This window comes from Acinetobacter lactucae (genome assembly GCF_013344765.1).
In the GTDB taxonomy this organism is placed as follows: domain Bacteria; phylum Pseudomonadota; class Gammaproteobacteria; order Pseudomonadales; family Moraxellaceae; genus Acinetobacter; species Acinetobacter lactucae_A.
Map to the genome: position 1 here is coordinate 1 of NZ_JABVBF010000034.1, position 23,192 is coordinate 23,192.

The 23,192-nt window shown below is 39.3% G+C and carries 16 protein-coding genes; 8 read left to right on the forward strand and 8 right to left on the reverse strand.

Features of this window, described 5'->3' with window-relative positions; all coding sequences use genetic code 11:
* Positions 1 to 215: 215 nt before the first annotated feature.
* Both HUN22_RS05625 and HUN22_RS05630 read left to right on the forward strand, forming a co-directional pair.
* Entirely contained in the window at positions 216 to 1,775 is a 1,560-nt protein-coding gene (locus HUN22_RS05625; protein ID WP_174726842.1) for a peptide MFS transporter, read from the forward strand.
* On the forward strand, positions 1,772 to 3,574 hold the full coding sequence (locus tag HUN22_RS05630; protein WP_174726843.1) for an aminopeptidase P family protein: 1,803 nt from the start codon (positions 1,772 to 1,774) through the stop codon (positions 3,572 to 3,574). Before HUN22_RS05625 ends, HUN22_RS05630 begins: the two co-directional genes overlap by 4 nt.
* 127 nt (positions 3,575 to 3,701) lie before the next feature.
* On the opposite strand, the gene HUN22_RS05635 is transcribed toward HUN22_RS05630, so the two are convergent.
* A complete protein-coding gene (locus HUN22_RS05635; protein ID WP_174726845.1) occupies positions 3,702 to 4,181 on the reverse strand; it encodes a hypothetical protein in 480 nt (159 codons plus the stop codon).
* Positions 4,182 to 4,514: 333 nt separating this feature from the next.
* Between HUN22_RS05635 and HUN22_RS05640 the strand changes: the two genes are divergently transcribed.
* Positions 4,515 to 5,099, forward strand: coding sequence for an anthranilate synthase component II (locus HUN22_RS05640; protein ID WP_217484474.1), 585 nt, complete (start codon positions 4,515 to 4,517; stop codon positions 5,097 to 5,099).
* A 95-nt stretch (positions 5,100 to 5,194) separates the two neighbouring features.
* On the opposite strand, the gene HUN22_RS05645 is transcribed toward HUN22_RS05640, so the two are convergent.
* Together HUN22_RS05645 and HUN22_RS05650 are read right to left on the reverse strand one after the other, a co-directional pair.
* Entirely contained in the window at positions 5,195 to 7,960 is a 2,766-nt protein-coding gene (locus tag HUN22_RS05645; protein WP_174726847.1) for a M1 family metallopeptidase, read from the reverse strand.
* A gap of 13 nt (positions 7,961 to 7,973) precedes the next feature.
* Positions 7,974 to 10,706: a TonB-dependent receptor plug domain-containing protein gene (locus tag HUN22_RS05650; RefSeq protein WP_174726849.1), complete on the reverse strand. Its 2,733-nt coding sequence runs from the start codon at positions 10,704 to 10,706 to the stop codon at positions 7,974 to 7,976.
* Positions 10,707 to 11,063: 357 nt separating this feature from the next.
* Here HUN22_RS05650 and trpD point away from each other — a divergent pair, with 357 nt between their 5' ends.
* Genes trpD through HUN22_RS05665 form a run of 3 tightly spaced genes read left to right on the forward strand, consistent with a single transcriptional unit; the run spans position 11,064 to position 13,631 of the window.
* Positions 11,064 to 12,113 carry an anthranilate phosphoribosyltransferase gene (gene trpD, locus HUN22_RS05655; RefSeq protein WP_174726882.1) on the forward strand — a complete coding sequence of 350 codons (1,050 nt, stop codon included), beginning with the start codon at positions 11,064 to 11,066 and terminating at the stop codon, positions 12,111 to 12,113.
* 9 nt (positions 12,114 to 12,122) lie between these two features.
* Positions 12,123 to 12,929: an indole-3-glycerol phosphate synthase TrpC gene (trpC, locus tag HUN22_RS05660; RefSeq protein ID WP_174726851.1), complete on the forward strand. Its 807-nt coding sequence runs from the start codon at positions 12,123 to 12,125 to the stop codon at positions 12,927 to 12,929.
* A gap of 9 nt (positions 12,930 to 12,938) precedes the next feature.
* On the forward strand, positions 12,939 to 13,631 hold the full coding sequence (locus HUN22_RS05665; protein WP_174726853.1) for a Smr/MutS family protein: 693 nt from the start codon (positions 12,939 to 12,941) through the stop codon (positions 13,629 to 13,631).
* Between the two features lie 10 nt (positions 13,632 to 13,641).
* On the opposite strand, the gene xdhC is transcribed toward HUN22_RS05665, so the two are convergent.
* From xdhC to xdhA, 3 genes are read right to left on the reverse strand one after another with little or no spacing between them, the layout of a single operon-like run.
* Entirely contained in the window at positions 13,642 to 14,625 is a 984-nt protein-coding gene (gene xdhC, locus HUN22_RS05670; protein ID WP_174726855.1) for a xanthine dehydrogenase accessory protein XdhC, read from the reverse strand.
* A gap of 6 nt (positions 14,626 to 14,631) precedes the next feature.
* A complete protein-coding gene (gene xdhB, locus HUN22_RS05675) occupies positions 14,632 to 17,007 on the reverse strand; it encodes a xanthine dehydrogenase molybdopterin binding subunit (protein WP_174726858.1) in 2,376 nt (791 codons plus the stop codon).
* Position 17,008: 1 nt separating this feature from the next.
* Entirely contained in the window at positions 17,009 to 18,508 is a 1,500-nt protein-coding gene (gene xdhA / locus HUN22_RS05680) for a xanthine dehydrogenase small subunit (RefSeq protein ID WP_174726861.1), read from the reverse strand.
* A gap of 261 nt (positions 18,509 to 18,769) precedes the next feature.
* On the opposite strand from xdhA, the gene folE reads away from it, so the two are divergent.
* A complete protein-coding gene (folE, locus tag HUN22_RS05685; RefSeq protein ID WP_174726864.1) occupies positions 18,770 to 19,318 on the forward strand; it encodes a GTP cyclohydrolase I FolE in 549 nt (182 codons plus the stop codon).
* Between the two features lie 151 nt (positions 19,319 to 19,469).
* Entirely contained in the window at positions 19,470 to 20,621 is a 1,152-nt protein-coding gene (gene blaADC, locus HUN22_RS05690) for an ADC family extended-spectrum class C beta-lactamase (RefSeq protein ID WP_174726867.1), read from the forward strand.
* A gap of 67 nt (positions 20,622 to 20,688) precedes the next feature.
* Here blaADC and HUN22_RS05695 read toward each other — a convergent pair whose 3' ends face one another.
* The gene (locus HUN22_RS05695; protein ID WP_438839286.1) at positions 20,689 to 22,572 is read right to left on the reverse strand and encodes an Lnb N-terminal periplasmic domain-containing protein; all 1,884 of its coding nucleotides are present in this window, start codon (positions 22,570 to 22,572) and stop codon (positions 20,689 to 20,691) included.
* 70 nt (positions 22,573 to 22,642) lie between these two features.
* Positions 22,643 to 23,113: a DUF3015 family protein gene (locus tag HUN22_RS05700; protein WP_174726876.1), complete on the reverse strand. Its 471-nt coding sequence runs from the start codon at positions 23,111 to 23,113 to the stop codon at positions 22,643 to 22,645.
* Positions 23,114 to 23,192: the final 79 nt, after the last annotated feature.

A 23,192-nucleotide genomic window follows, 5' to 3' on the forward strand; every position in this document is an offset into this window, starting at 1 on the left:
TTCTTCTTTGCACTAAAGCTAGGATTGAACAGCTTTGGCTCACCAATACAATCTTTTCAACTAATAATTTCCATTTTTTTAATTTTTTACCATTTGTTATATACCTTTTTTATACATGACCAACTTGCTTTTTCATTTTAAAAAATCTAAAAAATTAAACATAACTTTTTTTTATAACTAAACAAACTAAAAGTTTGGTTTATTAAACTACAAATATGTTCAAAGGATTTGAAATGAAGCATGAACTCGAACAAAATGACAAAGCTTTTTTCGGTCATCCGAAACCCCTAAAAACTTTATTTTTTACAGAACTTTGGGAAAGATTTTCTTATTATGGTATTCGACCCTTACTGGTTCTTTATATGGTTGCAATGGTCAATGACGGCGGTTTAGGCCTTGACCGTCCAACTGCAGCCGCGATTGTTGGGTTATTTGCTGGTTCTATGTATCTAATGACCGTTTTTGGTGGCTGGATTGCCGATAATTGGTTAGGTCAGGCGCGATCAGTCTGGTATGGTTCCATTATTATTGCGCTAGGCCATTTATCGATTGCCCTAACCGCACTCTTTGATCAATTCTTCTTTTATTTCGGTTTAGTTCTTATTGTTATTGGTTCAGGATTATTTAAAACCTGTATTTCAGTCATTGTCGGAACATTATATAAGGCTCAGGATAGTAGACGAGATGCCGGTTTCTCCATTTTTTATATGGGAATTAATATAGGTTCTTTTATTGCCCCACTCATTACAGGTATATTAGCTCGCGAACATGGCTGGCACTTAGGTTTTGGAATTGGCGGCCTTGGAATGTTAGTTGCTTTACTTATTTTCCGAGCATTTGCTATTCCACAGCTACAAACTTTTAATGAGTTACGTCAAGAAAATGACAATTGGAACAAACCCGTCGTAGAAAATAAAAATGCCCCAAAAATTGCTTTCTCTTTTTTACTGTCTGTCTGTGTTGTTATTGTCCTTAGTGTGTTTGATGTCATTCGTATTAATCCAGTCGCGGTAGCAACTTATTTAACTATTGGAATTGGCATCGGGATTATTGCCTACTTTGCTTATTTATTATTTTTCTTGAATTTAGAACAACATGATAAATTTAAAATTATTATTTGCTTCGTTTTATTAGCCACATCCGCATTATTCTGGTCTGCTTTTGAGCAGAAACCGACATCTTTTAATTTGTTTGCACAAGATTATACAGATCGTATTGTTTTCGGTTTTGAAATACCAACTGTATGGTTCCAATCAATCAATGCCCTGTTTATTATTATCTTCGCTCCAATTGCAGCTTGGCTATGGGCGAGACTAGGTAAATCGAATAAAGATCCGAACTATATCAGTAAATTTATCATTGCATTGTTACTTGCAGCAGGCGGCTTTCTTGTTATGTCTTTTGCCAGTCGTTTTGCAATTTCTGGTGGCTTAGTTTCACCATTTTGGTTAGTGGGCACTGTATTTTTGCTTACCATGGGAGAACTGTGCTTAAGCCCGATTGGCCTATCAACCATGACTAAACTTGCACCTGATGTCATACGTGGTCAAATTATGGGCCTATGGTTTACTGGGTCAGCTTTGGGTAATCTCATCGCAGGTCTCATTGGTGGACACGTGTCATCAGATGGTATTGATCATTTACCTACTCTTTTTATGCGATGTGTTTTAGCGTTAGTGATTGGCGCAATCGTGTTATTTTTATTAAAGAAACCTATCAATAGATTAATGAACAAAAGTACCAGTAAAGTTCAACCTGAGTTGGAAACTATATGAGCGTTTTAACTGTTCCAGAAAAACTTGAGAAACTTCGTGAACTCATGCGCAATCAGCAGATTGATGCATTTGTTGTGATGAGTGCCGATCCGCATATGTCAGAATATTTACCAGACCACTGGAAAGCAAGGCAGTGGTTAAGCGGTTTTAGTGGTTCAGTTGGTACACTCGTCGTGACCCAAAACTTTGCAGGTCTATGGGCAGATGGTCGCTATTGGGTACAAGCGGAACAACAACTTGCTGGAACTGGTTTTCAATTACAAAAACTGACCAGTGATGAAACTTCTACACATCTCGCGTGGATTGAGAAAAATCTACCAACTGGTTCGGTAATTTCAGTAAATGGCCAAACATTATCCATTCAACAATTTAAGGCACTCGAACATACTGTACGAGTTCATAGCTATAAACTCGCGGCCCAAAAAGATTTAGTTGGAGAGATTTGGTTAGACCGCCCAGAACTACCATCTGAAAAAATCTATTTAATGCAAGAAGGATTAAATGCGCTATCTCGTAAAGAAAAAATTCAGGCGATTCGTGAGACTTTGCATAGCAAAAATATTTCTGGGCATTTCATTTCATCTTTAGATGATATTGCATGGGTCTTAAATGCACGTGGACAAGACGTAGAATACAACCCAGTTTTTCTTTCTCATTTTTATATTAATGCAGAGCAAGCTGTTCTGTTTATTGATAGCAGTAAACTAGACTCAACCATTCAACAAGCTTTTGCAGCCGATGGTATTGAAATTCGTAATTATGAAGATACGGCTCAGTTTTTAGCGAATATTTCTGATGCTTCTATACTTTTAGATCCAGCAAAAGTATCGATTTTTCATGAGCAAGCCATCACGAAAGACATTCAGGTTGTATACGATATCAACCCAAGTACACTTTTTAAATCGCGTAAGCATGAAAGCGAAATTGCTCATATCCGCCATGCAATGCTTAAAGATGGAGTCGCACTTTGTCACTTTTTCCACTGGCTAGATAAAGCACTTCATCAGGGTGAAAACATTTCAGAACTGACGATTGATGAAAAAATTACTGCCTACCGCGCTCAGCAAGACGGATTTATAGGCCCAAGTTTTTCAACGATTGCTGGCTTTAATGCTAATGGTGCTCTACCCCACTACCGTGCAACTAAAGAGCACTATTCATTTATCGAAGGCGATGGTCTATTGCTAATTGACTCAGGTGGGCAATATGTAGATGGAACAACTGATATTACTCGTGTGGTTCCTGTAGGCACACCAACAGAGCAACAAAAGCGTGATTATACCTTGGTTTTAAAATGTCACATTGCCTTGGCAAAAACCATTTATCCAGAAGGTTTAGCTGCACCTCTACTCGATTCAATTTGTCGCCATACTTTATGGCAACATGGTTTAGATTATCGCCACGGCACAGGTCACGGCGTAGGCTTTGCGCTTAACGTACACGAAGGACCGCAAGTACTTTCTTATTACGCTCCTGTTCATGCGTACAGTAAATTGCGTGAAGGTATGATTCTCTCTAATGAACCGGGTCTGTACCATGAAGGGCAATACGGTATTCGTATTGAGAATTTGGTTGCAAACAGGCTCCACTCTGGGTTTGAAAAAACTTATGGTGATTTTTTAGAGTTTGAAACACTCACACTTTGTCCAATTCATTTAGACTGTATCGTTGTAGATCTGCTAACGAATGAAGAGAAAGACTGGTTAAATGATTACCATCAAACTGTCCAAGAAAGACTCGCTGAACATTTGTCTGGCGATGTTTTAGATTGGCTGATTTATAATACTAGAGCGATTTAAATATTTTATAGCATTAAACCAAATCAAAGCCTTGAAAGTGTCAAGGCTTTGATTGAAATGCTATAAAACCTGTAAAAAATTAAAAAACATACTAAACACCTATTCTAATCCGTTTATTATTTTTTATTTAGTTACAGTTTCTATCTAATAGACTTTTAGGAACTTTTTTCTTATAGAGTTCAAACTTTTTTGTAACTTGTCTATCTTTGTTTCCAACAAATGACTTATTGGCTATTAATTCCATAGCGCCTTTATTTGATTTTTTACTATCATCAGCAATAAGGTCATCTAATTCATGATTAGCGTCTATTAAGCCATTCTCATATCTGTATTTTAGATAATTTGTATTAATCAAACTATCCTTCTTGAAATTGAACTTATATTTTTCTTGTCCTGATTCGCCATAAAGGCTCAGTGTAAGAGAACAATAATTTTTCTCTTTTTTCAATTCAATCCCGCCACCTTCAGGACTAATTCCCTGATCAGTTAAATCTAGCTCATAGATTTTCTTTGGGGACAAATTAGTTTCAGCAGATAAATTACATCCCGTTAAGAGTATGAAAAAACTAACAATAAGTTTTGTCATCGTAACTTGTTTATTTAACATTATATACTACCTTTAGTGGATCACCACCTTATTTGATCTATATTTACAGTCTTGCCAGACAGGTCAAGGGCTTGCTCTACATATTGAAAATCAGCTTTTAACTTCATCTATATTTTAATGACCAGCCATCTAAGCTAGAAGTATGTATTTTGGTATGCATCGTATGTGAAAGATAAAGTCGAAGAACATAAAAATTCTGTTATAGTAGCCGCTTAGATAGCGGCTTTATTTTTGTTCAATGAATTGAGCACTAATTTCAAAATGGGTAACCAAACGGGTATTCAAAACAGCACTATTTAAAAAAACATTAAATATCAAGAGGTTTAGCTAAAAATGCTTCTAATGATCGACAATTACGACTCTTTTACCTACAACATCGTCCAGTATTTTGGCGAGTTGAATCAGGAAGTAAAAGTAGTTCGCAATGATCAAGTCACATTAGAGGATATTGAACGATGGCAACCAAAATATCTTGTGATTGGTCCTGGCCCTTGCTCTCCAAGTGAAGCAGGTATTTCAATTCCTGCAATTAATCACTTTGCCGGAAAAATTCCTTTGCTTGGCGTGTGTTTAGGGCATCAAAGTATTGGGCAAGCTTTTGGCGGAAAAATTGTAAGAGCCAAAACGGTGATGCATGGACGTTTATCTGATATGTACCATAGCAATAAAGGTATTTTCAGTAATCTTCCTAGCCCTTTCTCAGCAACTCGTTATCATTCATTGGTGATTGATCAGCAAACACTGCCTGAGTGCCTTGAAGTAACGTGTTGGACCAATGAAGCAGATGGCTCAATGGAAGAAATTATGGGTGTTAAACATAAAACACTTCCTGTTGAAGGTGTGCAGTTCCATCCTGAATCAATTTTGAGTCAACATGGCCATCAAATCTTTAAAAACTTTTTAGATATTTATGCATAAATCAGCCGTAAATAGATTGTTTTAAAAGTAATTTGATAAGAATCCTTAATAAAAAAGCCAACTACGATCAGTTGGCTTTTTTATGGCTGAATCAATTACAATTGTAACTGTTGCACAATCGATCCATCTTGTTTCGCCACTAAAGATTCGCAGAGTTGAATACGTTCTTTGGTTTGTTTCAACCCTCTTTCTACCCCAACCAACTCTTTAGTTCGTGGTGCAAAAAAGTCATTTAACTGTGCCGCTTGTTGTTGGGTACATGCTGCCCCACTAAACATTGCAGGGAAACGTCCAGCCGAAGATTTACCTAAACGATCAAATACGGCATCATGATTTACTTTAAACCAAGACCATAAGCCACCTTGCTCATCTCCATAATTATTGATTGAGTTGACCACGGTACGAACTTCACCAACTTTAACACGCGGGTTTAAAATCAACCGTCGTGCTTGTTGGCGTGTTGCTTCTTGATTTGCTGAACCTAGAGCCGTAAGAATTGCAAGACGTTGTGTCGGTTGAGTCACGCGTTGTAACTCTCCAGATAAACGATCAAAAGCAGGTTGACCTTTTTCTTGTACACGTACAGCCAAAATAGTTGGCAATAATTCAGGTGTTACTTGCGCAAAGTTAAGCTGCTTTTGAGCAAAGAGTGCATCTGACTGTTTTAACAGTTGTGTACGGACTTCGGGAACTTGAATATCTAAAGCAAGAAACTTAACTAACTCGCTACGCCATAAACTGTCTTCGGCTGATTCACCTGTTCTGTTTACGTAACCCAACTGATTCAATTTAGGTAAATATAAATTAGCTAAGACTTTTCTAAAATGTTCACGTTCAGCTTCTGTTTTCAATACATGACGATGAATGGTACTTAACTGGGAAAACAGCGCTGTACTAATTTGTCGACTATTCGAATTAGCAAATTTCTTCGCGGCATCTACGACAGCCAACAAATTAATATCACCGTGGTTAAATGCAGCTGAAATTGCATAGGCATAAGCTAACTGTTCAGTGTTAGAAAGCTTTTCTGTAGCGGCAGTCAGACGAGTAAACTCTTTTTGTGGCAAACTAAATTGGTAGTATCCTGCCGCATTTGCATTTGGAATATACCAACTGCCAAGGCTGGCACCTTTGAGTTCAATCTTGGCTTCTGCTTGGTCTACCAATTCACATTGCACTTTACTACCTGCATTTGGAACTTCATAACGTACACATAATGGTACACCCCACAGGCTTCTTGCATCACCTTTTGAACCCACAGGTAAGTAACGGCTTTGCTTCACATTTAAAAAGACTTTATTGCCTTCTTGCTGTAATGCTGTGTTAATTAAAGGCACACCTGGTTGATCAAGAAAACTTTTCATCGCTTTAGTAAAGCGCTCACCTTGTCCAGACTGCTCTGCTAAAGCGCTAATTAAATCATTAGCTGTCGCATTACCATATTGGTGCTTATTAATATAATTGCGCACCCCTTGTTTGAATTTTTCTTCACCTAAATAGTTTTCAAACATATTTAAAACAGCCGCACCTTTTTGATAAGTAATACCATCAAAAGCCGTTTGAATATCGGCATTGCTTAAAATAGGCTGGCGAATACGACGCACACTTACCAAGCTGTCACTTTTCATCGCATCTGCGGTATCTACAATACGTTCTAAGTCAGCATTAAATTCAGGATGTAATTTTTGAGTAATTTTACTTTGCATCCATGTGGCAAAAGATTCATTTAGCCACAAATCATCCCACCACGGCATCGTGACGACATCACCGAACCATTGATGTGCCAATTCATGTGCATCGACATTAAATGAACTCTGTACAAAAGAGACTGGTGAGTCCTTATCGAGCAACATCAGATAGTCTCTAAAAGTAATTAGCCCTGGGTTTTCCATTGCACCAGCAGCAAAGTCTGGTGCTGCAAGTAAATCTAGCTTGTCAAATGGATAACCAAAGGCAAAATAATCTTCTAAAGTTTTTAAAATGGCTGGCGTTTCAGATAAGGCATGCTGCATTTTTTCAGCTTTAGCATCGGGTGCAATACCACGTAACTGGATCGGCTGCTTACGCCATGAAGTTACTCCAATATCAGGCCCTTTTTGTAAGTGCCACGGTCCGACAGCCAACGCAAGTAAATAAGTTGGCAGTGGTTTTGTCTGTGCAAAACTGAGTGTTTTCCAACCCGACTTCTCTGCTTGCTCAGACGTTTGTTGGGTATTGGCAAACCCTGAATATTTGCTTGGAATCGTCAAACGAATATTAAACGGCGTTTTAAAACGTGGCTCATCAAATGATGGGAATGACTGGCGTGCACTAATTGCTTCCATTTGAGTCATCACATAAGGTTTACCCTCAAACTCAATTTTATAAATACCATCGAGCTGCTGGTCGTACGCCGCATTAAAATCTAGAACAAGTTGATATTGGCCTGCGGGCAAAGTCTTGGCAAATTTAATTTTACTCACCCCATCGATCTCAGAGGCCTGCTCATATTTTGCCGTGGTTTTTGCACCCTCTGCCGATGTGATACTCACATCTTTAACCATTAAAGATTTTCCATGAATCCAGATGTGATCTGTGGCTTGAGTCAGTTTTAAATGAATGGTGGTTTTACCGGTATAGCCTTTTTGTGTAGGATCAATCTTAAAATCTAAATCATAAGATTCCGGTACAACCCACTCGGGTAATTTACCAATCGGGATTTGTTCACTGTTATTAGATGCAAAAATCTGTGTCGCCGATAAAGATAATAATGTTGTTAGTAGTAATCTTTGTTTAAACGAAGGCTTGGCCAACATAAGGGGGTTTATCCTCTGTAGTTTTAAATAAAAAGATGCAGCAAATGCTGTACCACTTCGCTGCATCCATACATCATTCTTAGAATTTATAGTTAAACTCCAACCAACCTTGACGGCCGAATGGTGAATATGATCCTACTGGATAATACGGCCAACCGCCTGTGTCATCTCGTTTCACTTTGTCAAACAAGTTATTAATAATGATTGAAGCAGAAGCTTTTGGAGAGATTTGATAAGTACCACTCCAGTTCACCAAATAAGTTGGGCTTAAGTAAACAGTCTGGTCGCCGTTTGGAATTTTGCCATAACGATTAACTAATACTGTTGATGCCCAATCTCCGAAACTCCAGCTGAGACTGGTATTAAAACGGTCACGCCAATCAGGAATGGTTAAATCTTTTAAATAGTCATCTTTCTCGCCATCTTTTGATTGTTGATATTCATGTTGTAGTACACTACTATAGTTCACCGTCCAGAGAAAGTTACCAAAGCTTTCTGTTTTCCAGCGCCATCTGCTCGTGAAATCAATCCCACGGATATGGTCTGATGCAGCATTAATCGGAACAATATTAATATTCTTAATCACATTGGGATCGACAACTGCATTTGCAGGGTTACGCTCTACACGTGCCAATGCATCGATACAAGCCGCAGAGTTAATATCTTGGTTGCCTAAACGACAATCTGCTTCCAAACGTAGAATTTTGTCCGCACTTAAGTTGGTCACAAGATTATCAATTTTGATATCCCAGTAATCGATGCTGATATCAAATTTATTGGTTGGCGACCAAACAAACCCTGCACCATAAGATTTACCCTCTTCAGGTTTCAGCTCTTTGTTTCCGGTTAAAGTGTAGTTCGCCCCAGGTGCGTAATCTTTAAAGGTACATTTATCTAAAGGTTGTCCCGTTTGGCTACAACGTAAATAGTCAGTCGTACTTGCGAAATAACCTTTTTGCTTATTTAAGAACAGATAGTTCATATCTGGTGCACGAAAACTAGTTGCGTAGTTACCGCGCACCAATAAAGTCGGATGTGGCCTAAACTCAAGGCCTGAACCGAAAGTTAGCTTATCAATACTGTTATCTGACAAAGCATAGCGGTCATAACGTCCGGACAAGGTTAAATTTAAGGGTTTCGCTAAAGGTAAGAATAATTCGGCACCAAGTGCTTGGCGTGTACGAGTACCACTATATTCTCCACTAGAACTCGTATTATAAAACTCACCATTTTCAACTGCCTGATCTGGCTTAATCGAAAAGCCTTGACGCCCAATTTCAGCCACTGCTGCAAGTTTGGCAGTTCCCGCAGGTAACTTAAACACATCACCATTCGCACTTAAGATTAAACTTTGTGCCCACGATTTATCTTTTTCTTTTGTTGTGCCTGAAATACTCTCAAATTCGCTTGCTGTTAGTGGTCGACTTAAACGATCTAAGTGAGGTGAATAAATAGGAATACCATCTGCATCTGTACCAAGTTGCTGACCTAAGAAATATTCATCAACATTCGAACGTAATAAGCCTTGACGGCGTAGCTGACTAGTATAAATGGAACCATTATAGGCTGCTTCATAACTCCAGCTCGTCTCTCCAATATCGCCTCGAATTCCAAAATTTACGTTAGAAGAAAGTTCTTTCCATTTTTTATTTATTCGTTCTACCCCACCTAATTCTTCAGGCGCAAAACGGCGATTCCAAATTTCATAATTTCCCGAATCTTGATTTAGGAAATAACCACTCGTTGCAGCTAAAGAAGTCCATGTTGGACTACGGGTATTATTTTCAATTTGGTTTGCCCCAATCAAAAAATTTGCAAATAATTGAGTTTTATCATTTAACTCATAATCTAAACCGAGATAACCATTTTGGCTGCGGTTTTGGGTCTGAACCGTCCAATAAGTTGGCCGTGCCAAACCACTAGCACAATTGTCTGCCCCTGCTTGTCCTATATTATTGACTGATCCGTTAAATAAACCATTAAAGGCCTGACACCCACCAATAGAAAGGTATTTACCAGTATCGGCATTTTTACGACCCACAATCGTGTCTGGTTTTTCTCCTAAACGAGTTCGGCTCTTCATAAAATCTCGATCAGCTGCCCATATCGGTTCACGGCCACTGAGTTCAATCCCATAAACAAGGTTGAGCTTGTCTAAAGTTTTACTACCGCTCAGTTGTAAACGTAAGTTTTCCCCGCCTTCTTTTGTTCCGCCTGCCTTAATATTAAATTGAGTACCGTCTGTTTTCTTTTTCAGAATGATATTCACGACACCTGCGATTGCATCTGAACCATAAATTGCAGAGGCACCACCGTTTAATATTTCAATACGGTCAATAATGGCAGTGGGAATATTGGCTAAATTCACGAAATTGACAGAGCCATCGTACGGTACAGGATAATCCGCAACCCGATGTCCATTAATCAAAGTTAAAGTATGATTCGGTCCTAACCCTCGTAAACTAATAGCATTAGCCGCAGGTGTAAAAGTATTTCCATAATCGGCACCTTGTACAAAACCCGTGTTCTGCGTCAGGTTATTAAGCGCATCAAATGCATTACTAAAACCTTGTTTTTCAATATCGGCTGCGGTAATGACAGTCACACTGGTCGGGCCATCTTTTTGTGCTTTTGAAATCCGAGACCCTGTCACAGCAACACGGACTACTTTATCTGTTTTAGTTTGTTTTTGAGGTTGCTCTACAGCTTCTTGCGCATAGCTTTCTAGTGGATGAAATAGTGCAACAAATACAAAAATAAATGAGCGCTTATTTTTAAAAGCTCCTAGATATTTCAAGTTATTTAAATACATATTTATTAATAGATAAAATAAAGATCGCCCTACTATATCTACTTTTATTTTGTTGATTTATACGCATTTTTCCTAGATATATTGATGTTTAAGATATACCAAATGGTTAATTATTTATCATAAAAACTCACAACAAACTAAAACCTTTTTCAATGAATAAATTCTGTTTATTAATCAAACTAAAGTAATAAACCAGCAAATTTTTTAAAACTCGTATCGAACAACAAAAATCTTTAGTTATTTTCTGCTAACATAGCTCCCCATAGCTAGTGAAACATGGAACGCAACAAGCTGAACATCCCACTCTTGATCAACTTCACCTAAAAATTTTAATCATTAATGCTGTAAATCATGACTATGAATATCCAACAGGCGCTCAACCACATTACCAAGAACATTCATTTGACTCAGCCTCAAATGGAAGAAATTATGCGCAGCATCATGCAAGGTGAGGCAACCGAAGCACAAATTGGTGCTTTAATGATGGGCCTACGCATGAAAGGTGAAAGCATTGACGAAATGACGGCTGCTGCACGTGTCATGCGCGAATTTGCGATCAAGATCGATGTTAGCGATATCAAACATTTAGTTGATATTGTGGGTACTGGTGGTGATGGGCAAAATTTATTTAACGTCTCTACAGCGTCAAGCTTTGTGATTGCAGCAGCAGGTGCGACCATTGCAAAACATGGTAACCGTGGCGTTTCAAGTAAATCAGGTTCATCAGACCTACTTGAGCAAGCAGGTATTCATCTTGATCTAGATATGCAACAAACTGAACGCTGCATCCGTGAAATGGGTGTGGGTTTCTTGTTTGCACCAAACCACCACAAAGCCATGAAATACGCTGCTGGTCCACGTCGTGAACTTGGCATTCGAAGTATTTTTAATTTACTCGGCCCACTGACCAATCCAGCTGGTGTAAAACGCTTTGTAATTGGTGTGTTCTCAGATGAACTTTGCCGCCCAATTGCCGAAGTGATGAAACAACTTGGTGCTGAACACGTGATGGTTGTTCATTCAAAAGATGGGCTTGATGAAATCAGTCTTGCCGCTCCTACTGCTATTGCCGAACTCAAAGATGGCGAAGTTTCTGAATGGACACTTAATCCTGAGGATGTCGGAATTGAATCACAAACCTTAAATGGTTTAGTGGTGGCAGATGCCGCAGCAAGCTTAAAGCTCATCAAAGATGCATTGGGTAAAAATAAATCTGACATTGGTGAAAAAGCAGCAAATATGATTGCGCTTAATGCGGGTGCAGGTATTTATGTCTCAGGCATTACTCAAACCTATGCTCAAGCTGTTACATTCGCTCAAGATATTATCTATGGCGGACAGGCTTTAGAAAAAATGAGTGTTTTAGCTGAATTTACCAAAACATTAAAGCAATCTCAGACAGATTAAGGGTTTCTCATGATTAATATTCAAAATACCATTTTAGGTAAAATTGTTGACCGTAAACATGAGGAACTTGCTACGCGTTTAAAACAACGTAATTTGCACGATGTTGAAGAATTAGCAAAAGCTGCGACGCCAGTCCGTGGCTTTGCAAAAGCTTTACAACATAAACGTCCAGGCGTGATTGCTGAAATTAAAAAAGCATCTCCATCAAAAGGAATCATTCGCGCAGACTTTAATCCTGCCGAAATTGCTCAGCAATATGAACAAGCTGGAGCTGCGTGTTTATCTGTTTTAACTGATGTTGATTTTTTTCAGGGTGCAGATGAGAATATTGCGATTGCTCGCAATCATTGTGCCCTACCTGCTTTACGTAAAGACTTTCTGATCGATCCATATAATGTAGTTGAAGCACGTGCTTTGCATGCGGACTGTATTTTATTAATTGTTGCTTGTTTGTCTGACCAGCAACTCGAAGAAATGTCAAAAACTGCGTTTGAACATCAACTTGATGTATTAGTTGAAGTTCATGACGAAGAAGAAATGGAGCGCGCTTTAAAGCTTTCTGAGCAATGTTTATTAGGCGTGAATAACCGTAATTTAAAAACGTTTGATGTAGATTTAAATACATCCATTCGATTGAAAAAATTACTTCCGGCCTCACGTTTATTAATTACTGAAAGCGGTATTGCGACACCAGATGATGTGCGTATGATGCAAGAGCATGATATTCACAGCTTCTTGGTGGGCGAAAGTTTTATGAAACAACCACGTCCAGATCAAGCTTTTACTGCTCTTTTTGGACAACCTCAAACGGTTTAATGAAGATATATGAGTAATAAAGATTCATCGCTTTCTAAAGAGCAACAGAAGTTATTGAAGCAATTTAAAAAGCAAATCTCCAATCCTCATTCAAGCAAAATCGCAAGTCAGCCTGAGATCAAACCTCAGGCTGAGTCTGAAGAATTGGAAGATACACATCTGTTTCAACAGGCTGTTGCAGGTGTTAAACGCATCAACAACAGTAATGTGGCTAATGTCAAACCACCCCGTGCCAGAAAAGTTGATGCACAAACGTTAGCGAAACGGGCAGCCGCCGAAGGTGGTCGTGATACCGAACATGCCAAGTTATCAGATACGCAAGCTGCTTTAAATCCGGTCGCAAGCCAAGCAACGTTAAGCTATCGCATTGCTACCCTCCAGCATAAGGTTTTTGAAGACTTGAAAGCTGGAAAAATGCGTTGGTTTGAAGCTGTAGATTTACACGGCTGCACCATTGAGCAAGCACGTGACGCAGTGTTACAAATTATCCAGATGGCAAAAGACGAAAACCAAAATGTCATTAAAATTGTGCATGGTAAAGGTCCAGAAGCAGTCTTAAAAACCTATGTCAACGGATGGTTACGTCAACACCGCGATGTTTTGGCCTTTGTAAGTGCTCCAGAAAATCAAGGTGGTACAGGTGCTGTTCTCGTACTGCTTAAACGTTCAGAAAAAAATCCTAAGTTCGAACAAAAGAAATGATCTCAAAAGATCATTTCTTCGCATCAAACACCTGCAATAATTGAGCAACTACTGCAATGGCAATCATTGCAGGTTGTTTCGATGAAATCCCTTCTATCCCGATCGGGCAAACCAAACGTTGTAATGTTTCTGGTGTATAACCACGTATTTGCATACGTTTTTCAAAAATAGCTCTTTTACTTTTTGAGCCAATCATCCCAACATAAGCAAATGGTTTTGCCGTAGGTTTCAAAGCTGTAAAACACAGTTGTAAATCTAATTGATGATCATGAGTTAAAATTAAAACTGCACCTGAACGGTCAAAATGCTCAATCTCAGCTTCTAAGGTATCAGTCGTTAAACATTGCACTTGTTCCAGTAAATCGGATGGGAAAATATCATCACGCGGATCAATCCATTTCACCCTCATACCAATAGGCAATAAACAACGGACAATTGCTTCACCCACATGCCCCGCGCCACAAATCAGCACTTGCATGGTATTTGGTTGAATCTGCTGGCCAAACTGCCATTGCTCACTGCTACCAGAATGAAACTCGAATCTTGGTTGCTGTTCAATATCCATAATCTGCCAAGTGGATGCATGTTGATGTGAGACATTACGCCATATACGCTTCCCAGCTCGCCATGCTTGCAAACTTGCAGATAAATCCGATGCGATCTCAGCGGGTGATATTTTTTCAAATAACAACCACATCACTCCACCACAACACTGCCCCAGCCGCGCACTGAGGTTAAAGCGTTCAATACGTCTCATGCAAGCTTCAGTTTCGCTTAACATTGCTTTAGCAATATCAATCGCTTGAAACTCTAAATGCCCACCACCAATCGTATCAGACTGCTGCCATTGTTGTTGCAAATTAAACCGCAACAACATTGTTGCACCAACTTCTCGTGGTGTTGAACCATCAGCGCGGACTACTGTGACCAATACCATAGGCAGAGCATCGACTTGCCACGCCACAAAATCAGTCCACCATTGTAAATGTTGCATAATCTTCTACATTTTAGCCTTTGGGCGAGCAGCCAAAGCTTGTCCCCGCCCAATAGCAATTGCACGTAAAATTTCCTCGGCAGTTGCCGGAGCATTGAGTACGAGCGGTGCATTTTCTGGAATAGTCGCCTGTACTGCCTGACGAATTGCAGAGAAAACAGATAATGCCAACATAAATGGCGGTTCACCTACCGCTTTAGAGCGATAGATGGTGTCTGCCTGATTTTGATTATTAAATAGTTTGACATTAAAAATATGAGGAATATCAAAACTGGTTGGGATTTTGTAAGTTGAAGGTGCATGGGTAAACAAACGGCCTGCGTGTGGCCCTTGTGGCTGCCAATACAACTCTTCTGTCGTGAGCCACCCCATCCCTTGCACAAAACCGCCTTCAATTTGTCCAATATCAATTGCAGGGTTAATTGACCGCCCGACATCATGCAAAATGTCGGCACGTAATACTTTCATTTCCCCAGTTAAGGTATCTATTGCGACCTCACTGACTGCTGCACCATAGGCATAATAGAAAAATGGACGCCCTAAATGGTTGACCTGATCGTAGTGAATTTCTGGCGTTTTATAAAAACCGCTGTCCCATAGTTGTACACGTGCCATATAGGCCCGTTGAACCAAGTCAGGAAATGTCCATGAATGACCATTCGCAGTTGAAACCATACAATCTTCAAACTGGACTTGGTCAGCGTCACTTTGACTTATTTCTGCTGCAAGTTTTGCCAGACGCTCACGAATTTTAATACAGGCATTTTGCACAGCTTTACCATTTAAATCCGCTCCACTCGATGCTGCGGTTGCCGAAGTATTTGGCACACGAGAAGTATCGGTTGCAATTAAACGGACGCTATCGATTGGTAAACCCAACTCATGCGCAGCAACCTGACGTACTTTGGTATATAACCCCTGTCCCATTTCTGTACCACCGTGCGTAATCGCGACAGTGCCATCCATATACACATAGACCAGTGCACCTGCCTGATTGTAATGTACGGCATTAAATGAAATACCGAACATTAATGGGGTTAACGCAATACCACGCTTAATGATGTCATTGTTCTGATTAAAAACATGGATACTCTGTTTGCGTTTCGCATAATCGCTACTTTCCAATAATTCGGCTACTAATTTTGGCGCAACATTATCACGGACCTCTGCCCCATAGTGCATACGGTCACGTCCTGCACCAGGCTGCTCGGCAAAGAAATTACGCTGACGAATTTCAACTGGATCACAATCTAAATAACGAGCAATGTCATCAATAATATTTTCAATGACAAACATGCCTTGCGGTCCACCAAAACCACGATATGCCGTATTGGAAACAGTATTGGTTTTACAACGTAAGTTACGCAACTCAACTGCATTTAAATAATAGGCATTGCCAATATGACAAATTGCTCGTTCATTCACTGGCCCAGACAGATCAGCCGAAAAACCACAGTTTGAAGCCAGTTGCACCTTTAAGCCTTGCAGAACACCACTGTCATCAAAGGCTACAGACCACTCATAAGCAAAACCGTGACGTTTACCTGTAGCGCTCATGTCATCATCACGATCTAGGCGCAATTTACAGGGACGGCCTGTTTTTTGCGCTGCCAAAGATGCAATGCATGCCCACTGCGCTGACTGCGACTCTTTACCACCAAAACCACCACCCATACGGCGGCTTTCCACACTCACCTGATGCATATTCATGCCTAGTGCATGACAAATCAGCAATTGCATTTCTGTTGGATGTTGTGTCGAGCAATAGACTTTTAAACTCTGATTTTCTTGTGGAATCGCATAGGAAATCTGCCCTTCCAAATAAAAATGCTCTTGCCCACCCAGTTCAATAGAACCTGAAAGTTGATGGGCTGCGTTTTGAAATGCCTGCTCAACTTCACCATGGCTAAATTCAACAGGCGGTAATACCCACGATTCTTTTTCAATGGCATCTTGAATGGTTAAAATTGGAGTTTCTGGCACATACTCAATTTTTGCCAAACGAACTGCTCGACGGGCTTGCTGATAACTCTCGGCAACAACTACAAACAAAGCTTGTCCATAAAATTCGACCTGCTCCTCTGCAAAAATTGGGTCATCTTTTACAATTGGTCCCCAATTATTTTCAACATCAATATCTTTTGCCGAAAAAACTGCATGGACACCATCAGCCTGACGTACCGCATCCAAATCAAACTTACTGATTTTGCCTTTGGCACAATTTGAAAATCCAACTGCCAAATGCATGGTATTTTCAAGCTCGGGTAAATCATCAATATAAGTTGCCTGCCCAGTCACATGTAAATGTGCACTTTCGTGTGGAATCGAGTCGCCTGCTTTAGCGGATTTTTTAGAAATATTTAAGTCAATGGTTTGATTCATGTTAGATCTCCACCATAGCAATCAAGTCATTCACACGAGTGATCGCTTGAGACAGGACTTTTTCTACATAAAAACGCTGTAAACAGTTTTTGGCGACTTGTAAACGATATGCCGAGCTAGCACGTCCATCATCTAAAGGCTGATAGTCTTTTGACAAGGCCTCTTGTGCCTGAACGATCAATTCTGCTGTAAGTTGCTGGCCTTCCAATATGGCTTCTGCATATTTTGCACGTTTGGGAATAGCCGCCATGCCACCAAAAGCAATTCTGACATTGTGCGCGACATAATGAGTATCTAACTCACATGAAATGGCCGCACATACCGCAGAAATATCTTGCTCAAAACGTTTAGCAATTTTATAGCTGGCAAATTTAAAACGCGCCTGTCCTTCACGAAGCGGAATAACAACTGCTTCGACAAACTCACCAAGCTGTAATGCTGTTTTTTGATAATCTAGGTAAAAGTCTTCCAAAGCGATTTCACGGGTTTGTTCACCCACACGCAAAATCAATTGGGTACCTAGCGTAATTAATGCCGGCATTGAGTCGCCAATAGGTGAACCATTAGCAATATTTCCACCTAAAGTTCCTGCATTTTTAATAGGCATAGAAGCAAAACGGCGCTGTAATTCTTGAAAGTCAGGATAAAACTCTGAAATTTGGATGAGTGCATCACTCAAATTGACATTTGCCCCAATCGTTAAAGCATGGTCTGTGACTACAATTTTTTTGAGTTCTTCCACCTGACCAATATAAAGCATATCGCCTAAATCACGCCCCTGCTTTGTTACCCACAAACCGACATCGGTGCTACCCGCAACAATACGCGCTTGAGGTAACTGCAAACGCAATGCGGCAAAATCCTGCAAAGTCTTTGGTGCAAAGAATTGTTGACCATAATTATTCAAATGTAATGCAGGTAATGCTTTGATCTCTTTTAATACATCAATTACTTTTTGACGTTCTAATACAACACGTGGATAGTCATAGGCTTTATGTGCTGCATCTAAAATAGGGCGATAGCCTGTACAGCGACACAAATTTCCAGAAAGATAATCGCTGATTTGATCTTTGCTTGGAGAATGTTGTTCATTTTCATACATTGACCATAACGACATGATAAAACCGGGTGTACAAAAACCGCATTGTGAACCGTGCAAATCGACCATCGCCTGTTGTACCGGATGAAGTATGCCATCCTGTGCAGGCAGTAAGTGATGCAGATCTTCAACTGTAAATAACGCCTTACCATCTAAAGTCGGTAAAAACTGAATACACGCATTCACACTGCGCAATTGTAGGTTGTCATCGACCAACTCACCAATCACTACTGTACATGCACCACAATCGCCCTCAGCACATCCCTCTTTTGTACCAGTCTGCCTAGACTTACCAGTTTGAGTATATTCTCGCAGGAATTGTAAAACCGTCATTGTAGGTACTACATTTTCTATTTGCTGCTGACCACCACGGAAAAAAAGGGTGATTGGACGTTCTGACATGTTTTATCCTTATGCTCTATAACACTGCATCTTTGCAAATATGATGCCATGAGGCGATCATTAAGAAGTTACCAATATTAAGTGCATATTTCATGTCCAAACACTTGACTATTAACGTTAAAAAACATGAAATTTATTCATCTTTTATTTAACGCCTGCAAAACCCCAATAAATATAGTGCGACGAGTTATGAACATCCGGTTATGTTTCTGATACAATGCCGAGCTTGTCTAATAGAGTAAACTTATACGTCTTATGTCAATGCAGCAATCGTACGCAAATATCCTGACTGCCGTCGGTGAAGATCTTGATCGTCCCGGCCTTAAAGATACGCCTGTGCGTGCGGCTAAAGCTTTTTCATATTTAACTTCTGGCTATAGTAAAACTTTAGAAGAAGTCACCAATAATGCTGTTTTCCCATCAGATAACCATGAAATGGTATTGGTGAAGAATATTGAATTTTATTCGCTTTGCGAACATCATCTCCTCCCGTTCTATGGTCGTGTCCATGTTGCCTATCTACCGGAAGGCAAAGTTCTCGGCTTATCTAAATTTGCACGTATTACCGAAATGTTTGCACGTCGTTTGCAAATTCAGGAAAACTTGACCAAGCAAATTGCAGAAGCTGTGGCTGAAGTGACTGGGGCTCGTGGTGTAGCTGTCGTCATTGATTCAGCACATATGTGTATGATGATGCGCGGTGTAGGTAAACAAGAGTCAACTACACGTACTGTTTCATTTATTGGAGATTTTAAAACCGATAAAGAAGCACGTCGTGAGTTCTTGAGTGCCGTACCTGAAAGTTACTAATTTTTATTTAGTAAACTAATTAAAGCCCGACTCAATTGGGCTTTTTTTACATCTAAATGCTTCGCAAACTCCATAAAACATAACAATTAAATTATGTGATTTTTGCTATAAAAGTACATGACTTCACTTTAAAATTTTTGATGAGTTAACCATGCGATTCCAAAAAGTTTCTTGCTTACTTTTATCCCCTCTTTTTATTTTTAGCACCTCAATTTATGCAGGCAATACACCAAAAGAGCAAGAAATCAAAAAACTGGTAGATCAAAACTTTAAGCCTTTATTAAAAAAATATAATGTGCCCGGTATGGCAGTTGGCATCATCCAGAATAATAAGAAGTATGAAACCTATTATGGTCTACAATCCGTTCAAGATAAAAAAGCTGTAAATAGCAGCACCATTTTTGAGCTAGGTTCAGTCAGTAAATTATTTACTGCGACAGCGGGTGGATATGCCAAAACAAAAGGAACTCTCTCTTTTGAAGACACGCCCGGAAAATATTGGAAAGAACTAAAAAACACACCGATTGATCAAGTTAACTTACTTCAACTTGCGACATATACCAGCGGCAACCTTGCTTTGCAATTTCCAGATGAAGTACAAACAGACCAACAAGTTTTAACTTTTTTCAAAGAATGGAAACCTAAAAACCCAATCGGTGAATATCGACAATATTCAAACCCAAGCATTGGTTTATTTGGAAAAGTTGTGGCTTTGTCTATGAATAAATCTTTCGACCAAGTCTTAGAAAAAACAATTTTTCCAGATCTTGGCTTAAAACACAGTTATGTCAATGTGCCTAAACTTCAAATGCAAAACTATGCATTTGGCTATAACCAACAAAATCAGCCGATTCGAGTTAACCCAGGCCCATTAGATGCACCAGCATACGGCGTCAAATCGACATTACCAGACATGCTGACTTTTATTAATGCCAACCTCAACCCGCAGAAATACCCGGCAGATATTCAACGTGCAATTAATGAAACACATCAAGGTTTCTATCAAGTCGGCACAATGTATCAAGCACTTGGCTGGGAAGAATTTTCTTATCCAGCGCCTTTACAAACTTTATTAGACAGTAATTCAGAACAAATCGTGATGAAGCCTAATAAAGTGACTGCTATTTCAAAAGAACCTTCAGTTAAGATGTTCCACAAAACTGGTTCAACAAATGGCTTTGGAACATATGTTGTGTTCATTCCGAAAGAAAATATTGGTTTAGTCATGTTAACCAATAAACGTATTCCAAATGAAGAACGTATTAAAGCCGCCTATGCTGTGTTAAATGCGATTAAGAAATAATCGTCTTTTCTAAAAACAAAAAAGAGAAATGAATAATCTCATTTCTCTTTTTTTATGCACTTATTCTTTAAAAGAACCAAACATATCCTAGACTTGATTTCATCCAGTCTTGATGATTTTGTTGTTCATAATCCCAATTTAATCGAACAGCATTATTGCGATTAATCACATATTGCCACTGCGTATTGACTCTCAAATTCCATTGATTTTGATCTTCCCAATAGGGCAATTCTATCTGCACGACAGAGTTGAAGCGCTCAAACCATTGGTTCATACAGCCTAAAGTTGGGCCCATTCCTACGCGCCATCCTTTATCTAGATTTGAACCTGTCTGTACATAGGTTTGTAGTTGCCCATAGCAAATATGCTTGCGCTCATAGTCTGCAAGACTATAACCGACCTGTGCATTAAAGCTTGCGACGCCGTGCTGTTTGTCTTCATTAAAGTTTCCGTCATGAATGGCTTCCTGACGCCAGCCTAAGTTAAAGCCCCAACTCAGCGGTGTTTTAAAAGGTTGAATCGGGTTATAAGAATTTACTTCCAGTAAATCAAGACGTTCTAGTTTTAAATGGTCATCTCGCCACTGCGCATTACCATTTAAAAAGAGTAATTGAGTACCTGCACGATATCCACCTTGAGGGTCTATTAAGTCATGGTAGGCTTGCCGATGACCAAGTTCAATAAACTTATCACCTTGCACCTCACCAGCTTTGACTGAAATATTACGAGCATTATGACCTTGGGTTGGTTCCTTTGCTGGTCTTTTAGGCTCTTGACGTTGCTTATCTAAATCAATCTGACTTCTGAGTGCTAAAAGCTGACGCAACTGCGGCTGAGCAATGCTTTCTTCAACTTTGCGGCCAATGAATTGTAAATATAAATCATCGTAAGCCATCTCAAGGATTTTAGCCTGATCCTGTTCGCTAAATGATTTTAAAATCTGAGAAGACTGCTGTGCAGGCAGCATCGTAATTTGATGAGCCACTTTCGCCAGTGAGGCACCATGCTGATGAGCTTGGGCCAATAATTGAGTTTCTAATGCAGCTCGATACACAGGAGCTTTAGTCAGTCCCTGCTGCTGCATCGATTTAATGGTTTCCATTGGAATGGATGCATAGGTGAATTTCTCTTGTAAGTTAGACTCAGGTTTTACTAAATCCACTAACCCTAAAAGCCTATAGGCACAGTTATGACTCACAAAATAATAAGGGAAACTCACATGTTGCATTTCCCAAATGTGAGACACCAAAAATCGTGTTTCTTCAGGAGTTAGATTTAGCTCATATTCCCATAAATCACGGCTTTCAAAATCACCATACTCTTTAACCTTACGGTAATAAGGCATCAGCGAATATTCACCCGGATATTGCCCTGTTAAACCTTTCCATGCATATGACCAGTTGTCGTTCCCTGCCACAGTTGCTGCATAATTTACAGCATAAGAAACTAAATTTAATTGTTGCTGATCTTTGGGATCTAAACGCAATAAAGTATGGCCGAACATTGAGCTAGGATTGCCCATAAAATCGGTCGCATAAATTAATGTCGCTTTATGAGGCTTAATTTGGCCAATCCAGTTTTCAAATTCTGAACATTTTACTTGAGGCAATTCATTTTCTTGAATACCTAATTTTTGTATGAGCCATTGACTACGTGCCGGGAACTTACAACGAATTGACTGATTATCTTGAGCCGGCATAAATAATGCCGAGATGTCAGCTTTCAGTTCTTCTTTTAAATTATTTTTTCCATTTTTTGATAGGAAATAGCCAGAATAAGTGACCTCACTCTTCTGGTTTTTATTGGCATACATAAGCCTTTGCCATGTAATGTCTTGATCTAGATTTTTTTGTTCTGCGATTGACCAATATTTTTGAATAGATGGATTTATATCTGCTGAATACGCAATATTTACTGCCAAAGAGGCAAAAACTAAAACAACTGACTTCATTAAGCTCATCAATTTTTATCATTAAATATAAGAAAAACCCTGCCAAACGACAGGGTTTTCAGTTTCAAACTTATACGTAAGCTTTTAAAACGTCGTCTTTAGCCATTACAGTTTGTAATGATGCTAAAACTTGAAGCGTATTTTGATTATTTGCAGAATAGATTTCACCAAAGTTTGCTTTTGAAACTTTAAAGAAACGATCTTTATCTTGAGGTTTAATTTGCATTAATTCAGCAAGTACATTCAGGCTTTCACCTTGGCCTACGGCCATATCACGCGCTAAAGCTTCAGCATTTTCATTTGTGAATGTAACCACTTGCGCAGTTACTGTTCCGCCTTGACGGCAGCCTAAAGTACCAAAAGTAATCCCTAATAATTGGTTAGTAAAAATACCGTTTGTTGTCGCAGCAAGAATTTTTGGCACCACTCCTTTTTGGCCAGCCCATACTTGTGTACCCACACCACAACCAACATCGTTGTCAGCCATTGCAACACTTGAACCAGCAGCTAATAACGCAGCTAAAGCTAATTTTTTAAACATAGATGTATAACTCCAAAATCATTATTGATTGTTTCTTATGTATTGTTATGTGTAATTTTTATTACACGATATTAAAGAT

Bases quoted from the DNA above. Each gene is read 5' to 3' on its own strand.
- folE (WP_174726864.1), top strand. From the start codon at position 18,770: ATGCAGCAATCGTACGCAAATATCCTGACTGCCGTCGGTGAAGATCTT.
- HUN22_RS05650 (WP_174726849.1), bottom strand. From the start codon at position 10,706: ATGTATTTAAATAACTTGAAATATCTAGGAGCTTTTAAAAATAAGCGC.
- xdhC (WP_174726855.1), bottom strand. From the start codon at position 14,625: ATGCAACATTTACAATGGTGGACTGATTTTGTGGCGTGGCAAGTCGAT.
- trpD (WP_174726882.1), top strand. From the start codon at position 11,064: ATGAATATCCAACAGGCGCTCAACCACATTACCAAGAACATTCATTTG.
- HUN22_RS05700 (WP_174726876.1), bottom strand. From the start codon at position 23,113: ATGTTTAAAAAATTAGCTTTAGCTGCGTTATTAGCTGCTGGTTCAAGT.
- HUN22_RS05645 (WP_174726847.1), bottom strand. From the start codon at position 7,960: ATGCAGCGAAGTGGTACAGCATTTGCTGCATCTTTTTATTTAAAACTA.
- blaADC (WP_174726867.1), top strand. From the start codon at position 19,470: ATGCGATTCCAAAAAGTTTCTTGCTTACTTTTATCCCCTCTTTTTATT.
- HUN22_RS05695 (WP_438839286.1), bottom strand. From the start codon at position 22,572: ATGAAGTCAGTTGTTTTAGTTTTTGCCTCTTTGGCAGTAAATATTGCG.
- HUN22_RS05665 (WP_174726853.1), top strand. From the start codon at position 12,939: ATGAGTAATAAAGATTCATCGCTTTCTAAAGAGCAACAGAAGTTATTG.
- HUN22_RS05635 (WP_174726845.1), bottom strand. From the start codon at position 4,181: ATGTTAAATAAACAAGTTACGATGACAAAACTTATTGTTAGTTTTTTC.
- HUN22_RS05630 (WP_174726843.1), top strand. From the start codon at position 1,772: ATGAGCGTTTTAACTGTTCCAGAAAAACTTGAGAAACTTCGTGAACTC.
- xdhA (WP_174726861.1), bottom strand. From the start codon at position 18,508: ATGTCAGAACGTCCAATCACCCTTTTTTTCCGTGGTGGTCAGCAGCAA.
- xdhB (WP_174726858.1), bottom strand. From the start codon at position 17,007: ATGAATCAAACCATTGACTTAAATATTTCTAAAAAATCCGCTAAAGCA.
- HUN22_RS05625 (WP_174726842.1), top strand. From the start codon at position 216: ATGTTCAAAGGATTTGAAATGAAGCATGAACTCGAACAAAATGACAAA.
- trpC (WP_174726851.1), top strand. From the start codon at position 12,123: ATGATTAATATTCAAAATACCATTTTAGGTAAAATTGTTGACCGTAAA.
- HUN22_RS05640 (WP_217484474.1), top strand. From the start codon at position 4,515: ATGCTTCTAATGATCGACAATTACGACTCTTTTACCTACAACATCGTC.